Genomic DNA, 16,197 nt, shown 5'->3' with positions numbered 1-16,197 from the left:
TTGCATCCTCAAAAAAAAAGAATCTCTTGTGGGGTGGGCATCTTGCCCGCCCTGGTTGTGAAAATTAAATACGCGACAGCTTAAAAGCATCGCAGGAGTTAAGTATAGTGCCGCGTGGAATCAGGAAAAACAGTAAAAAGCAAGCAGAGGAAAACGGTTCTGGAGAATTACCACTTTTAGAATTAGCGCAAGCTGGCGATCGCTTGGATATCCCCGCAATGGAACAATGGCTGTGGGATGCTGCTTGTAAAATCCGTGGTGCAACGGATGCGCCAAAGTTCAAAGATTTTATTCTGCCGCTAATTTTCTACAAACGGCTGTCTGATGTCTTTGATGATGAGTATGAAAAGTGCGCCGAGAAGTTTGGGGGTGGAGACTTAGCCCGTGCTTTCATTGAAGCGGATCACAAAGATGCAATTAAAAATAACCGTCAGCCGATTGTCCGTTACTATGTTCCCCACGAATACCGTTGGGATACGATTCGTTTTCATCCCAAAGATGGCTTAGGAGAATTTATCACAACGGCGATGCGGGAAGTAGCAAAGCGCAATCCTGGGTTATCGGGAACCCTGACGCTGAAGGATTATAACGAAAAGCAAAGCAATCAGCGCGTTTTGGATGATGATCGTTTAAAGGACTTGATTGAAGTCATCAGCCGGCATCGGTTGGGGTTAAAGAATACCAATGCAGATGTTTTGGGGGAAGCCTATGAGTATCTACTGCGGAAGTTTGCCGAAGGACAAGGGCAAAGTGCGGGGGAGTTTCTGACACCATCAGAGGTGGGTTGGTTGATTGCAGAAATTATTGATCCTGAACCCTACACGAAGATTTATGATCCCACGTGTGGATCGGGGAGGTTGTTAACTAAGCCGCGTCTGGTGTTCAACCGCAAACATCCAGGGGAAGAGAGTAAAGCCCCTCGGTTATTTGGGCAAGAGTTGAATTGGACAACTTTCGCGATCGCTAAAATGAATATGTTCTTGCAAGATTTTACTGATACACAAATAGAAATTGGCGATACATTCCGGCAACCTAAATTTACGGTTGACAAGAAGGTGATGCGCTTTGATTATGTGGTTGCTAATCCGATGTGGAATCAGGATAACTACGGCGCAGATGCTTATGAAGAAGATTCTTTTGAACGGTTTAAAGACGGAATTGCATCCAAATCTTCAGCAGATTGGGGATGGGTGCAGCATATATGGGCATCGCTGAAAGATAACGGACGGGCGGCGGTTGTTTTGGATACAGGGGCGGTGTCTCGCGGTTCGGGGAGTCAGAACAAAAATCAAGAAAGGGACATCCGCAAGGTGTTTGTAGAAAGGGACAGAGTTGAAGGGGTGATTTTGCTGCCGGAAAACCTGTTTTATAATACGACTGCACCAGGGGTAATAATTTTGTTAAATCGCCTAAAACCTCTGAATCGTAAGGGCGAGTTTTTGCTGATTAATGCTGCTGATTATTTTGTGAAAGGCGATCCGAAGAATATTTTTACAAAGGAAGGAATTAAGGCGGTTGCTGAGGTTTATCGCAATTGGGAAACGCGGGAGAAGCTGAGTAAGGTTATTAAGATAGAGGAATTGAGGGAAGCGGATTATAATCTTAGTCCGTCGCAGTTTGTGGATGTTAGCGAGAAGTTTATTCATCGTGAGATTACAGATATTTTGGCAGATTTGGCAGTAGCCAGACAAGAGAGAGAATGGGCTGATAAAGATTTAGCTGAGGTGTTAGCAAAGTTAAATTTAAGCATCTAGGAGGGAGTGTAAATTTAATGCCTGATGAGTCGCCTGTTGACCGTTTTGGGTAAGGTTGTGTGCAAAATACAGTGAGGCAGAAATTGCTGAGATTGAGCAGTATTTAACAAAGTGGGATGCATCTACTTATACTAGTGTGGCTCATAGTGTTGTAGATCGTGCTTTAAGGAAAAATATTGATGCTTTGAAATATTTAAGAAAAGCTCACAACTTTAGTAAAAAGGGAGCAGTGCGAGTCCCTAAAGCTGGATATCGTGGAGATGGTGCAGCAGTTTATCGAAAAGCAAATGAGTATCTAATTGTTCGATCGGATTCGTTTGGTATTGAAAAAATTGTAACTTATGGGGTCAATGATGAGTAGGTTAGATGTGGTAAATCAAAAATCTAATAGAACGAAAAATCAAATTATTCATATTTTAGAACAGTTAACCAGTGATTATCAAACAACAAAATCAGAACGCCAGGAAATCACCGCCAAATTCCCGGCTTCTGATGATGAGTTTTCGGTTTTAGAAGAGCTTGAACTGTTAACAGTTAATATCAGAGGATATGCTAGTCAAATTCAAGTGAAGGGTGAGATAGAAAATCAACAGCAAGCAGTTGAAAACTTAACTCATCTGGCAGTTTTTGATATTCCTGCTGTTGCTCAATTTTACTTTGGTAGTAATGGAGAATATCAGGGGATGAAGGCTTATCTTGAGATGTTAGACTATTTACGCTTGCTGATTCTTGAGTATTTAAATTTATCTACAATGAGTGGTAGGTAGGCGTAATTAAATATCAGATCAAACCTCACCCTCAATCCCTCTCCTTAGTAAGGAGAGGGAAGCCGGAGGCAGGGTGAGGTTTTATATTTAATTTTATCCACATTACTTACCCTTACGGGGATCTTGCTACAATTATCCTTAACCCAAGCGTATTGGTTTCTAACCGCCCTTTTTTAGTAAAATTAAATCAGCTACAAGCATTTTCTCATTTTTATTTTCATCCAGGATACAGCAATGACTCAAGCAATTGATAAGGAACAAATAATCATTGATGAAGTTAAAAAGTTACCTCCTGATAAGCTGGAGGAGGTAATTAATTTTATTCAATTTTTGCAATATCAGGAGAAGAAAAAGCAGGATTTAGAACATAAAGAAGGGAAAGAACCTATTTCCGCCTATGAAGCAGCCAAAGAGTATATTGGCTGTATTGATGGAGGCCCTGGTGATTTAGCTACCAATAAGAAGTATTTAGAAGGCTTCGGTTGGAAATGAGGAAAAAGGTACTTCTAGATACAGGCCCCTTAGTTGCATTTATCAATAATCGGGAAAATTCGCATGATTGGGCGGTTAATGAATGGAAAAAGGTTGAACCGCCCTTTTTAACTTGCGAAGTAGTAATTAGTGAGGCGTGTTTTCTATTGCGAGATTTTTATGGTGGAGAGGACACGGTTATGTCTTTATTAGATGCTGGCTTAATTCAAATCCCTTTTTGTCTCAGTGATGAGATAAAAATGGTTAGAGAGTTGCTGAAACGTTATCAAAATGTGCCGATGTCTTTAGCTGATGCGTGTTTGGTAAGAATGAGTGAGTTGATTTTAGGGAGTTGTTTGTTGACGTTGGATAGTGATTTTCGGGTTTATCGGAAGAATAAGAATGAGATGATTGATTTGATTATTGCTGATGGAGTATGAAAGGGGTGGGGATGGATGAAATACAGTTACCTTCTCATTGGAAAAGTGCAAAATTAGGTGAGATAGCTCATATTACCTCTGGGGGAACTCCTAGCAGAAATAAGCTGGAATATTGGAACGGTGATATTCCTTGGGTAAAAACTGGTGAAATTAATTATGGAATTATTACTAGCACGGAAGAAAAAATAACTTATGATGGGCTAAATAATTCCTCAACTAAAATTATTCCTGCTAATACATTATTAATGGCAATGTATGGGCAAGGTGTAACACGAGGGCGTGTGGCTATTTTAGGAATTGATGCCGCAATCAATCAAGCGTGTGCTGCAATTTATATTAATAATGGTAATACTTTAACTGATTTTTTATTTTACTCCCTTTATTACAGTTATGAGAAAATCCGTAATTTAGGACATGGAGCAAATCAAAAAAATCTAAATTCTGCTTTGATAAAATCAATAGAGGTTTATCTTCCCACCCTTCCTGAACAAAAAACGATCGCACACACTCTGCGAACCATCCAGAAAGCCAAAGAAACCCATCAGCGAGAGTTAGAACTAGAACGGGAACGCAAAGCTGCACTAATGCAGTATCTTTTTACTCATGGCACTCGCAACGAACCACGCAAGGATAAGGAAATAGGCGGAATTCCTAAAAGTTGGATAGTCTCACGTTTTGATAGCTTGTGTGTCCTTCAACGTGGATTTGACATTACCAAAAAAGAACAGAATCCTGGCAAATTTCCTGTAATTTCATCAGGTGGAATCAGTAGTTATCACAACTTTGCTAAGGTTAAAGGGCCAGGAGTTATTATTGGCAGAAAAGGAACACTTGGAAGTGTTCATTATGTTGATTGTGATTATTGGCCTCATGACACCACACTTTGGGTAAAACAATTTAACGAAAATAATCCTCTCTTTATTGCTTACTTTTTATATTTTCTCAATTTAAAACGTTTTGATTCTGGTGCTAGTAACCCAACTCTAAATAGAAATACAGTTCATGCTATGACGATTGCTTATCCAAAAAAGGAAGAACAGCAAGAAATTGCTGCGATTCTCAAAGCGTGCGATCGCAAAATTCAAGCCCTAGAAAAAGAAATCGCCCTTACTGACGAACTCTTCCACGCCATGCTAGAACAACTGATGACGGGTAAAATTTCCACCCAACCCTTAACCGAGACTTACGTATGAGTGAAACCTCCGCCGTTCAAAAACCGATGCTGAAATATGCCTATCAAATTGGCTGGGAATATCTCACTCGAAAAGAAGCATTGCAACGGCGGGAAGGGAAAGGAGAGGAAAAGCTCAAAGAAAGGTGCTTTGCTGATGTTCTTCGCACTCAACTAATTAAACTAAATCCTGGTGTTGTCACCTCTAACAATATAGATGAAATTCTCCGCCGTTTGCGAAACATTGACAACACCATCGAAGGCAACCGCGAAGCCTTAAACTGGTTGCAAGGCAAACAATCTATTTTTGTCGCCCAAGAAAACCGCGACAGAAACATTACCCTCATCGACTTTAACAATCCAGAAAATAACATCTTCCAAGTCACTGATGAATGGGAGCAAAAAGGCGTAAAATTTCCCAACCGCGCTGATGTTATTTTTATAATAAATGGTCTTCCTGTTGCGATCGCGGAAACCAAAGGAGAACAGAAAACAGATGGTTTAGCACTAGGCATTGACCAAATTCGCCGCTACCACAACCAAACCCCCGAATTACTCGCCTTTCCCCAAATTTTTGAAGTCACAGAACTGTGGAATTTCTGGTATGGCTTAACCTGGAATACCAACCGCAAAAACCTGTTTGAATGGAAACTGAAAACCGACACCATTGAAGAAGGCGACTACGAAGAGAAAATCAAAACCTTCTTCGACCATCAACGCTTTTTAGATATTCTCAGATATTACATTGTTTTCCTAGAACGCGATGACGGCTTAACGAAAGTCGTCTTACGCCAACACCAGACCCGTGCAGTTAAAAAAGTCCTGCAACGCATCCAAGATCCGAATAAAAAACGCGGACTAATTTGGCATACCCAAGGCAGTGGTAAAACCCTCACTATGATTACAGTTGCCGCCCAACTCCGCAATATTAGCGGCGATAATACTGTAATCATGATTGTTGACCGCAACGAACTAGAAAACCAACTAGACAAAAACCTCAAAGCTTATGGCATCAAAAGCTATGAAGTTGCAACCAGTAAAGCAGACTTAGAAAAACTCATCCAAGACGATTATCGCGGCTTAATCGTCGCCATGATTCACAAATTCGACAAGATGAGAGTAGAAAATCAGCGTTCTACCATTACCGTCTTAGTCGATGAGGCACACCGTAGCACAGGCGGTAATTTCGGTATATATTTGATGGCTGCCCTCCCCAACGCCACATTTATCGGTTTCACAGGTACACCTGTCAGTAAAGCAGCTAAAGGAAAAAGCACTTTCCAAACCTTCGGCGAACCTAGTGACGACAACTACAGCCTAGATTCCTATTCAACCGCCGACTCGGTACGAGATGGCACAACCCTAAAGCTAAATTATGCCCTTGCTAAATCAGAGTTTCGCGTTCCCAAAGAAATTTTAGAAAAAGAATTTCTCCAACTCCAAGCCGCAGAAGACATCAACGATATAGAAGAACTTGATGGCATTCTCGATCGCGCGGTTAAATTAAAAGAGTTTCTCAAAAGTACAGATAGAGTAGATAAAGTAGCCAAATTTGTCGCCGAACACTTCCGCGATTATGTTGAACCAATGGGCTTTAAAGCCTTTATGGTTGGTGTAGACCGGGAAGCTTGTAGACTTTACAAACAAGCCTTAGACAAATATCTCCCTAGCGAATACTCAACCGTCGTTTATTCCCGAACTACAGCCGAAGGACTGCGGGAGTATAACCTGACTGATGCCGAAGAGAAAGAAGTCCGCAAAGCCTTTATTAAAAAATCCGTCGTTTCTGCCAGAATATCCTTACCGGATGCAGTCATCGACTTTATCGAATCTCGCCCGAAAGATTTTAACTACGACACCACCAAAACCCTAACTTTTACAGGTTATTGTTCTGCTGAAGATGCCCAAAATTTAGAAACCCTTTGCGGTGGCGATGCTGATGCTGTGACAAAAATTCGCCAACTGTACGAAGACTATCGCAAAGCCTTACCCAAAATTCTCATCGTCACCGAGAAACTACTGACGGGGTTTGATGCGCCGATACTTTACTGTATGTATCTCGACAAACCCATGCGCGACCACGTTCTCTTGCAGGGAATCGCCCGTGTGAATCGCCCCTACGAAGATGCACAAGGATTAGTCAAGCCCTACGGCTTTGTTCTAGATTTTATCGGTATCTTTGGCGACAAACTAGAGCAAGCCCTTGCCTTTGAGTCGGGAGAAATTAACGACATCATCCAAAATGTTGATGTCATCAAAAACCTCCTGCAAACGATGATGGAAAATACTGCACCTGAGTATTTACCGCTAACTAAGGGATGGGACGACAAAGCAAAAGAACGGGCGGCGGCGCACTTTGCAGACAAAGATTTGCGCGAGAAATTCTTTAAATTTGTCCGCCAACTCCAATCAATTTACGAAATCCTCTCTCCTGACCCTGACCTGCGTCCCTTCATGGAAAATTATCAAAACGTCGTCAGGCTTTACGGAACCATCCGCGCTGCTTATAATACCAGCCCCTACATTGATATTCAACTCACCGCCAAAACCAAAGAATTGATCCGCCGCAACGTCACAATTGGCGAGTTAGAAATGCCCGGAACTATCCACGAACTCAATGCCCAACAATTAGAACAATTCCGCCAAAGTAGCACGACGGATACAGTAAAAGTTTTAAACTTGAGTAAGGCACTTTTTAGAGATGTACACGAGCAAAGTCAGCGATCGCCTTTTTTGCTAAATATTGGCGAACGTGCCGAAACTGTCCGCGCCAGCTTTGAAAAGCGCCAAATAGACGCACAACAAGCTTTAGCCCAACTAGATGAAATTGCCAATGAATGCGTAGAAGCAGAAGCAGAACGGCAACGGCTCAAGGTTGATGAAAACACCTTTGCGATTTACACTGTGATCAAGCACGCAGGCGATCGCCTTGATATCAACCAAGCCGAAGGCATCAACGCCATATATAGCAACTTCCCTGATTATTGGTGGGATGCGCGTCAAGAAATTGATTTAAGAACCGAACTTTACGCTAATATTTATCCTATTACAAGCTCAGTTGAGCAAACAATAGAAGTCACCAACAACCTGCTGAAACTCCAACGAGTCGAATCATGATCGCTACCTGCGACAATCCAAAATGGCAAGATGCACAAGCACTTAAGGACGCTGTGGGAGAATGGAGCGATCGCATTAAAGTCCAAGTTAAACAAATCCAACTGCGTCCAATGAAGCGCAAATGGGCATCTATTTCTACTACCGGACGCTTAACGCTGAATACTGAACTGCTAGATTTACCAAAAGAATTGGGTGAGTTTGCGATCGTTCACGAACTTGTACATTTACTCGTTCCCAACCACGGTAAAGTGTTTAAGTGCTTTATGTTTGCTTATTTGCCTGATTGGGAAGAGAAAGAGAAGCGATTGCAGCGCTTTGTGGGATGATGCGAGAAACTGCCTTTAAAGGTCTTATAAGCTGAAAATACTTTATATTTGCATCCTCAAAAAAATAAATCTCTTGTGGGGTGGGCATCTTGCCCGCCCTAGCTGTGCAAATTAAATGCACGACAGCTTATCATTATGATTTTGATACGGACAAGAAGCGTAAAAAATATATTTGAAGTCCATTTGCGAACTTTTCGAGACGAGACATTTTTTAACATCTACGGAGCTTGCCCAAGTTGTAGAGGTTGTTACGAATTAATGAAATGTTGTACTAAGTTTGAGTAGGTTTATTAAAGCAGTTGTTTAAGACGGTAGCCTACACCATGAACTGTCTCAATAAAATCATCAAAAGCTCCGGCTGCTTTGAGCTTTTGACGCAAGCTTCTGAGATGAACTTTCACAGCATGTTCTTCTGGAGGAGACTCTAGCGACCAAATATGTTCAATTATCACACTGCGACTCAGAACACGACGACCATTTCGCAGCAATAACTCTAATATTCCGTACTCTTTTGGAGTTAAATGGAGCATATTTTCGCCATAACTCACTTCATAAGTGCTGGGGTTGAGGTGCAAATTGCCCCATTCCAGAATTGGCGGTGATGAAACGTTACCCCGCCGAAGTAAAGCGCGAATTCGGGCAAATAGTTCTTGCAAATCCACTGGTTTAACGACATAATCATCTGCTCCCGCATCGAGTCCGGTGATTTTATCGCTAACGGTGTCACGGGCAGTCAGCATGAGAACAGGCATAGTATAGCTGTGCGATCGCAGTCGATGGCATAAACTAATTCCATCTAGCTCTGGTAACATCACATCCAGCAGCAGTAAATCATAATCCAGCATTTTGGCTTGATTCCATCCAGCCTCACCATCTGTTACTACATCAACCATATAACGTTGGTCTGTAAGGGCTTCTGCTAAAGTTTCGGCAAGGCGTACATCATCTTCAACTAAGAGAATTCGCATAAATTTTTTTTAAACATACTAGTTATGTTTAAAACAATCTGTGAACTCTCCTTCAGAAAATATTGCAAAAAGTAACAATTTCTAGTTTTTATAACTTCTTTCCGATTTCTTTACCATTTCCTGAGCGATTTCCTTACTTTTGGTATGCAATTCTTGATTGGATGTAGGTTTCTAAGAACCTCCTTAAGAAGTTCCAAAAGAACTTGATGTTTAGCCAGGAGATTTTCAGAAAATGGCTTTTGGAGCAAGTTCACGTCTAGGTATCAGCCTGTTTGAAGACACTCACTCAACTGAGAGAGTACCCGGTTATTCAGCAGAAGAACTTGAAGCTCTCATCACAGTTATCTACAGACAGGTGTTAGGAAACGCCTATGTGATGGAAAGTGAGCGGCTGACTGTTCCTGAGTCGCAGTTGAAGCGGGGTGAAGTCAGCGTCCGCGAATTTGTGCGTTTGGTAGCGAAGTCTGAGTTGTATCGTTCTCGATTTTTCAGTAATTGTCCTCGTTATCGGGCGATTGAGTTGAACTTTAGGCATTTGCTTGGTCGCGCTCCTATTGACTTGGAAGAAATGCGATCGCACAGTACTATTTTGGATGAACAAGGCTTTGAGGCAGATATTGATTCCTATCTCGACAGCAACGAGTACCAGGATACCTTCGGGGAAAACATTGTGCCTTATATTCGAGGCTACAAAACCGAAGCCTTTCAAAACATCGTGCAGTTTACCCATATATTCCAATTAGTCCGAGGAGCCTCTAGTAGCAGTCTCAAAGGCAACTTGGCAGGTAAGCAACCTCGGTTAAATAGTTTGGTAATTAAAAGTACCCCTACCCCTGTGGTTTCACCAGCTAGCAATGGTGCGACATTCCGCAATCCACCACTAGGTTCTAGAACTCGTCATGGTGTAGCAGCTAGTGATGAAGGTAAGGTTTATCGATTGGAAGTAACTGGTTATCGGGCAAAGGCACTAAACCAGATTTCTCCATTTCGCCGCAGCAACCAAGTCTATCTCATACCTTTCAATAAACTCTCACAAGAATATCAACGCATTCATCAGCAAGGTGGCGTGATTGCGAGTATCACCCTTGTTAACTAGTGCTGAGTTAGGAGTGCTGAGTTAGGAGTGCTGAGTTAGGAGTAGGAAATCCCACCTTTTTACTCAGACTCTTTTGCCCAATCCCCAATCCCCAATCAAATTATGCCTATTCCTCTGTTAAATTACTCCCCTTCATCTCGAAACCATCGTGTATCTGGATACGAGATTCTTGGCGACGAGCAACCTAGAATTTATACAGTCGAAAATCTGCCATCGTCACTAGAAATGGATGTCTTAATTATGGCAGCCTATCGTCAGATTTTCCATGAACAACAGATGCTAGATAGTAACCGCCAAACCTTTTTAGAATCCCAACTGAGAAATGGTCAAATTACAGTTAGGGATTTTATTCGAGGGTTAGCAATATCTGATACATTTCGGCGACTCAATTACGAAAGTAACAATAACTACCGCTTCGTGCAGATATGCGTACAGCGTTTCCTTGGTCGTGAGGTTTACAATGAACGCGAAAAACTAGCCTGGTCGATTGTGCTAGCTACCAAAGGAATCCAAGGTTTTATCGATGCTTTAGTGGATAGTGAGGAATACATTAGTAACTTTGGTTACAGTACAGTTCCCTATCAACGGCGACGGATTTTGCAAGGGCGTTCTCAAGGTGAATTACCTTTTGCAAGGATGGCTCGTTATGGTGAAGATTATCGTGACAAATTACCGCTTCCTTTAACTAGAAAGCAGCTTGAGCCTTTTACTTTAAAAACCTTTTTACGCAGTTCTGACAAAGACGTGGTGTTGTGGCTATTAGCTTCGTTGCTGGGGCTGATTGTCTTGTTTACTTGCCTAACCGCATTTGGTTACTTGCCAAAATTCGGCGGATACTAGCTGAGAATTGAACAAAGTGCGATCGCTATATTAGGCGATCGCACTCTACTTTTCAAAAATGTAGAATAGGCAATTTGCACCAGAAGCGCCTCTGCATAAAACAAAAAACTATTTATCCAATAAGTTCATTCATTTAAAAATCGATTTAACCACTGCATTTATATCAAAATATTTGAAGCAAAACAATGTTGCCGCCACAAGCGTATAAAAAGCTCCAATGTTGGATAAGAAGCCGTCATTTAATATGTTCAGGTCATTTTTTTATATTTGAAACTATAGACTATTCTTGCGTTGATAGATTTACTAACTGTATAGCAGCTTTAGGAGGTACATTAATTTCTGTTGAGCCGGTTGATAAAATTTGGATGGGCGACCATCGACAGGTTCTTCTTTATCGTGTTAAAGCCAGTTTGTTTACACCTTGTCATCAGTTACGGCAATACTGGTTTAAGTATGGTGGTTTATACACTAGATTTGATAAAAATTGTTAAAAATTTTTATCAAACAGAATTCAGGAGTCAGGAGTCAGAATTCAGAATGAATTCTGTACGAGTGGCGGATGAATAACTGGGTTTAAGACCCCCACCAAATTTTAAATTTGGTGGTCAACAAGACAGTGGCAGGTCTGAATCCCCGACTGATTGATTCTGACTCCTGTTAGCGATAGCGGGGCGTTTAGCCCATTCTGACTTCTGAATTCTTCTTCAAGTTTAATAACTTCTATGATTGCGTTACGATTTGAGGTGAGAGGCGATAAAAAAGTATTTCTATGATTGTAACTACAGCGAAGTGGGCAATAGATGAATATCACAGGATGATCGCGGGAGGTATCCTAGACGATCGGCATGTGGAACTACTAAAGGGAGAAATAGTAGAAATGTCACCAGAAGGAGAACCTCATGCCTACTTCAGCAGTGAAGCTGGAGAGTATCTGATTCAACTTTTAGGCAATCGTGCCACGGTTCGCCCTAGTAAACCGATTACCCTTCCTAACAACTCTGAACCTGAGCCTGACATTGCTGTTGTACAAAGATTGGGACGTGAATATTTAGAACATCATCCCTACCCTAAAAATATCTTCTGGTTAATCGAATATTCAGATTCCAGCTTAGATAAAGATTTACAAATAAAAACTAAAATATATGCTGAAGTAGAAGTTACTGAATATTGGATAGTTAATCTTCAAAAGCGACAACTTATAGTATTTCGAGATCCTCAAAATGGAGAATATTCTTCAAAAATCACATTAACTGGAGGCACTATTTACCCACAAGCATTTCCAGATTTGGCTATATCAGTAAGTTCGATCGTGAGTATTTAGCAGTAGAAACTAAAAAAGTAATTCACACTATTATTTACAGATTATTTTAATATGGCTTGCTCACTATGCATTCATCTTTAACCAGCCAAATACCTGTTCTGCTGTCAACTCTAAATCAATACCATCTAAAACACGCAAGCGATCTTCTCTATGACAAAATTCTGGTTGTTGATGTGGTTTAAATACGAGAACTGATCGATCGTCAGGATCAATCAACCATCCTAGCTGACAACCATATTTCAGGCAGTGCAAAATATTGCTTGTAACTCGATTAGAACTCTGATCTGGAGAGAGAATTTCAATTGTCCAATTAGGAGCAATTAGCACATCATCTACAGGTTCTCCGTTCTCATCAAATTCAATTTGTGACCAACGAATAACCGCCACATCAAGAACAATTGACCGACCGCCAAAAGTACAACGTAACTCTGGAAAAGCATAAGCGATTTGCTTTTGCTCTGTGACTTCATTAATCCCATTAACAAACTTAGCCTGAAGTCGAGAGTGGCGCATTTTCGGCATTGGTTTCTGGATAATCTCTCCATCAATATAAATACTTGCAGGTTTTGTTTCTGGCAACTTGAGAAACTCTTCCAGGGTTAGGGATGCAGATTTTGTAACACTCATGACTTCTGCCACTTTGAAAGTCCTATATTTAGTTTATCAACGTTCGGAACTAATGGATGAGCAGAAAACAGTAAACTAAGCCAGATGCTTTTAATCTTTCTTTTTTATGCTCATGCCAGATTTTAGTATTATCAATCTTGCTCCAATTTCTATTGGCTTTAGCATTGTTGCTTTGGGGGTAATTTACTATTTTCTCAATCTGGAAGTAAGTAGACGGCAAAGGGCAGAGGTGATTCTACGGCAACAAACTGAGCGGGAACGGTTAGTAAATCAGATTGCTCAACACATCCGTGAATCTTTGGAGTTAGAGGAGGTTTTGACTACCACTGTTGCAGAAGTGCGAGAGTTTCTTAAAGCAGATCGGGTGTTAATTTATCGACTTTGGGAAGATGGCACTGGTAGCGCAATAACTGAAACAGTTTTGCCTGAATATACAAAAATTTTAGGAGAAACATTTCCAGAAGAAGTGTTTCCGAGAGAATATCATCAAGCTTATTCATTGGGGAAAACCCGCGCGATCGCTAATATTGAACAAGCAGATGTCGAATCATGTCTAGCAGACTTCGTGAAACAGTTCGGTGTCAAAGCTAAGTTGGTAGTGCCAATTTTACAAGAAAATCGGCAAGCTGATAAACAACGAGATAGCAAAACACCTGCTTCTACCCCTTATCTTTGGGGCTTATTGATTGCCCATCAGTGCGATCGCACCCGCGTATGGGAATCTTGGGAAATTGAGTTGATGAAGCAACTTGCAACCCAAGTGGCGATCGCTATTCAACAATCAGAACTTTACAAACAGCTACAAACACTCAACGCTGAATTAGAACACCGCGTTCAACAACGGACTCAAGAGTTAGCTAAAGCCAATGTTTCCCTCCGAGCCGAAATTGCTGAACGTCAACGCACGCAATCCGCTCTACAAGCTCTAATTACTGCCTCTCCTCGCGCCATTTTTACACTTGATTTAGAAGGGAATGTAAAAATCTGGAATCCTGCTGCTGAACGGATGTTTGGCTGGACAGAAGTGGAGGTAATCGATCGTCCTAACCCAATTTTTTTAGATGACAAATTAGAGGAATATAACACTCTACAACAAAGTATATTCCAAGGAACAACTTATACTAGGGTGGAATTGCGCCGTTTTAAAAAAGATGGCACTGCGATCGATATAGTTTTCTCCGCCGCGCCCTTACATGATAGTGACGATAGTATCAACGGCATGGTAGCAGTGATTGCTGATATCACCCACCAAAGGCAGCAGGAAGAACAAGTTAGATTGTTGCAATCTGTGGTTGTAAATACCAATGATGCTGTAGTTATCACTGAAGCCCAACCCGTTGGCGAACCTGGGCCAAATATCATCTATGTTAATGAAGCATTTACCCGAATCACAGGTTACAGCCTGGAAGAAGTTTTAGGCAAAACGCCCCGTATCCTGCAAGGAGCAAAAACAAGTCGCGCTGAACTGGATAAAGTTTGGACTGCCCTTTCTTGTTGGGAACCAGTCACCGTTCAGGTAATTAACTATCGCAAAGATGGCTCGGAATTCTGGAATGAATTTAGCATCGTCCCCGTAGCTGATAAAAGCGGCTGGTATACTCACTGGATATCAGTACAACGTGACATTACTGGGCGCAAGCAAGCTGAACAGGCATTATGTCAAAGCGAAGAACGCTTCCGCTCATTAATTGAAAATGCTTTAGATATTGTCAAAATTCTGGATGTAGATGGTTCTATTCGTTACGAAAGTCCTTCTGTCGAAAAAGTATTGGGTTATCCACCAGCAGAACTAATTGGTAAAAACTTATTAGATTACATTCACCAAGATGATTTTGTTAATATCTACCATAGTTTTATTCATGCTATCGAAAGTTCAGAAGTTACTACCCCAATGGAGTTTCGTTGTCGCCACAAAGATGGCTCGTGGCGGATGTTAGAAGCGATTAGCCAGAAATTTCTAGATAATACAGCAGATACTAAAATTATGGTTAACTGCCGCGATATTACAGAACGCAAGCGGGTAGATGAAATTCGGATGGCACTAGAGCGAGAGAGAGAACTCAGCGTCTTGAAAACACGTTTTTTTTCAATGGCATCTCATGAGTTTCGCACACCTCTAAGTACTGCCTTAGCAGCTGCCCAATTGCTAGAGAACTGTCAGGATGAATGGGATAACTCTTCTAAGCGACTGAGGAATTTGCAGAGAATTCAACTCTCTGTTAAAAATATGGTTCAAATGCTAGACGATATTTTAACCATCAATCGAGCCGAAACCGGAAAACTAGAATTTAATCCTAAACTTCTAGATTTAGAAGAATTCTGCGGTGATTTTGTAGAAGAAATGCGCCTAAGTACAGATGAGAGGCATACACTTAGCTTTGTTTGCCAAGGAAAAGCCGTTCCAGGCTGGGTGGATGAAAGGTTATTGCGTTCTATTCTGTCTAATTTACTGCTCAATGCAATTAAATATTCTCCTCAAGGGGGGAATGTTCATCTAGAACTGGAGTTTAAAACAGATACGGTGATTCTTCAAGTTCAGGATCAAGGTATTGGGATTCCGCTAGCAGATCAAAAACAACTGTTTGAGCCGTTTCATCGGGGCAAGAATGTTAGAAGCATTCCTGGTACAGGCTTAGGATTAGTAGTAGTGAAAAAGTGTGTGGATTTACACCAAGGTTGTATTAACATCACCACAGAAGTAGGAATTGGTACAACTTGCGCGATCGCTCTCCCATTATTATAAAAGACTTCCAAATAAAAAAATACCCAAAAAACTCTCTTCTCCTCATTCCTCTGTGTTCTCTGTGCCTCTGTGGTTCGTTTATTTAGATAATTTATTTCTTGGAAGTCCCTAAGTAGGACTTAGACAATAAGTCTCTGATCTTAATGCAAAGGGATGCATTGGCATTGTTACCCGACGCATTAGCATTGTTACCCGACGCATTGGCATTGTTACCCGATGCATTGGCATTGTTACCCGACGCATTGGCATTGTTACCCGACGCATTGGCATTGTTACCCGACGCATTGGCATTGTTACCCGACGCATTGGCATTGTTACCCGATGCATTGGCATTGTTACCCGATGCATTGGCATTGTTACCCGATGCATTGGCATTGCACGCGGTATTACCAAATTTAATTCGCTATTAATTGATCAAATGCTGTACTCAGTAGTATTGTTCGAGATTCCTCAAAGCAGCTTTTGGTAAAGAATTGTAATCCAAAATCTAAAATTCAAACCCCAAAATTAGTATGAGTCCCTGACTACGGTAGTCTAGATCAAAGTGAATTTATCG

General features: G+C 41.3%; 15 protein-coding genes. 13 read left to right on the top strand and 2 right to left on the bottom strand.

The features are described from left to right. Positions 1 to 107 precede the first annotated feature (107 nt). From V7K98_RS03410 to V7K98_RS03375, 8 genes are all read left to right on the top strand, one after another. Complete coding sequence (locus tag V7K98_RS03410) at positions 108 to 1,754, top strand: type I restriction-modification system subunit M (RefSeq protein WP_335019419.1); 1,647 nt, start codon at positions 108 to 110, stop codon at positions 1,752 to 1,754. A 55-nt stretch (positions 1,755 to 1,809) separates the two neighbouring features. Further along, positions 1,810 to 2,115, top strand: a complete 306-nt coding sequence (locus V7K98_RS03405) for a hypothetical protein (protein ID WP_335019418.1) — start codon at positions 1,810 to 1,812, stop codon at positions 2,113 to 2,115. Continuing rightward, positions 2,105 to 2,521 (top strand): hypothetical protein, encoded by a 417-nt coding sequence (locus tag V7K98_RS03400; protein WP_335019417.1) that lies wholly within the window; start codon positions 2,105 to 2,107, stop codon positions 2,519 to 2,521. Before V7K98_RS03405 ends, V7K98_RS03400 begins: the two co-directional genes overlap by 11 nt. Before the next feature lie 234 nt (positions 2,522 to 2,755). Then, positions 2,756 to 3,013 carry a DUF2281 domain-containing protein gene (locus V7K98_RS03395; RefSeq protein ID WP_335019416.1) on the top strand — a complete coding sequence of 86 codons (258 nt, stop codon included), beginning with the start codon at positions 2,756 to 2,758 and terminating at the stop codon, positions 3,011 to 3,013. Then, on the top strand, positions 3,010 to 3,432 hold the full coding sequence (locus V7K98_RS03390) for a type II toxin-antitoxin system VapC family toxin (protein ID WP_335019415.1): 423 nt from the start codon (positions 3,010 to 3,012) through the stop codon (positions 3,430 to 3,432). Before V7K98_RS03395 ends, V7K98_RS03390 begins: the two co-directional genes overlap by 4 nt. An 11-nt stretch (positions 3,433 to 3,443) precedes the next feature. Beyond that, positions 3,444 to 4,625 (top strand): restriction endonuclease subunit S, encoded by a 1,182-nt coding sequence (locus V7K98_RS03385; RefSeq protein WP_335019414.1) that lies wholly within the window; start codon positions 3,444 to 3,446, stop codon positions 4,623 to 4,625. Then, positions 4,622 to 7,720 carry a type I restriction endonuclease subunit R gene (locus V7K98_RS03380; RefSeq protein WP_335019413.1) on the top strand — a complete coding sequence of 1,033 codons (3,099 nt, stop codon included), beginning with the start codon at positions 4,622 to 4,624 and terminating at the stop codon, positions 7,718 to 7,720. The genes V7K98_RS03385 and V7K98_RS03380 overlap by 4 nt, the downstream gene beginning before the upstream one ends. Next, positions 7,717 to 8,046 carry a M48 metallopeptidase family protein gene (locus V7K98_RS03375; RefSeq protein WP_335019412.1) on the top strand — a complete coding sequence of 110 codons (330 nt, stop codon included), beginning with the start codon at positions 7,717 to 7,719 and terminating at the stop codon, positions 8,044 to 8,046. The genes V7K98_RS03380 and V7K98_RS03375 overlap by 4 nt, the downstream gene beginning before the upstream one ends. A gap of 290 nt (positions 8,047 to 8,336) precedes the next feature. Here the strand turns inward: V7K98_RS03375 and V7K98_RS03370 are convergent, their stop codons facing one another. Further along, positions 8,337 to 9,014 (bottom strand): response regulator transcription factor, encoded by a 678-nt coding sequence (locus tag V7K98_RS03370; protein WP_335019411.1) that lies wholly within the window; start codon positions 9,012 to 9,014, stop codon positions 8,337 to 8,339. Between the two features lie 232 nt (positions 9,015 to 9,246). Here V7K98_RS03370 and V7K98_RS03365 point away from each other — a divergent pair, with 232 nt between their 5' ends. The 3 genes from V7K98_RS03365 to V7K98_RS03355 all read left to right on the top strand — a co-directional run bounded on the left by V7K98_RS03365 (position 9,247) and on the right by V7K98_RS03355 (position 12,271). Continuing rightward, positions 9,247 to 10,110: a phycobilisome linker polypeptide gene (locus V7K98_RS03365; RefSeq protein ID WP_335019410.1), complete on the top strand. Its 864-nt coding sequence runs from the start codon at positions 9,247 to 9,249 to the stop codon at positions 10,108 to 10,110. Positions 10,111 to 10,212: 102 nt separating this feature from the next. Continuing rightward, entirely contained in the window at positions 10,213 to 10,950 is a 738-nt protein-coding gene (locus V7K98_RS03360; protein ID WP_335019409.1) for a phycobilisome rod-core linker polypeptide, read from the top strand. A 769-nt stretch (positions 10,951 to 11,719) separates the two neighbouring features. Then, positions 11,720 to 12,271: a Uma2 family endonuclease gene (locus tag V7K98_RS03355; RefSeq protein WP_335019408.1), complete on the top strand. Its 552-nt coding sequence runs from the start codon at positions 11,720 to 11,722 to the stop codon at positions 12,269 to 12,271. A gap of 63 nt (positions 12,272 to 12,334) precedes the next feature. On the opposite strand, the gene V7K98_RS03350 is transcribed toward V7K98_RS03355, so the two are convergent. Further along, complete coding sequence (locus tag V7K98_RS03350; RefSeq protein ID WP_335019407.1) at positions 12,335 to 12,898, bottom strand: Uma2 family endonuclease; 564 nt, start codon at positions 12,896 to 12,898, stop codon at positions 12,335 to 12,337. Between the two features lie 112 nt (positions 12,899 to 13,010). Here V7K98_RS03350 and V7K98_RS03345 point away from each other — a divergent pair, with 112 nt between their 5' ends. Together V7K98_RS03345 and V7K98_RS03340 are read left to right on the top strand one after the other, a co-directional pair. After that, positions 13,011 to 15,641, top strand: coding sequence for a PAS domain S-box protein (locus V7K98_RS03345; RefSeq protein ID WP_442940389.1), 2,631 nt, complete (start codon positions 13,011 to 13,013; stop codon positions 15,639 to 15,641). A 143-nt stretch (positions 15,642 to 15,784) separates the two neighbouring features. Further along, complete coding sequence (locus V7K98_RS03340) at positions 15,785 to 16,051, top strand: hypothetical protein (protein ID WP_335019405.1); 267 nt, start codon at positions 15,785 to 15,787, stop codon at positions 16,049 to 16,051. Positions 16,052 to 16,197 lie beyond the last annotated feature (146 nt).

The organism is Nostoc sp. (assembly GCF_036917435.1).
Classification (GTDB): domain Bacteria; phylum Cyanobacteriota; class Cyanobacteriia; order Cyanobacteriales; family Nostocaceae; genus Nostoc.
The sequence above is the reverse complement of the archived record's forward strand: the minus strand, read 5'-3'. Positions and strand labels throughout refer to the sequence as shown.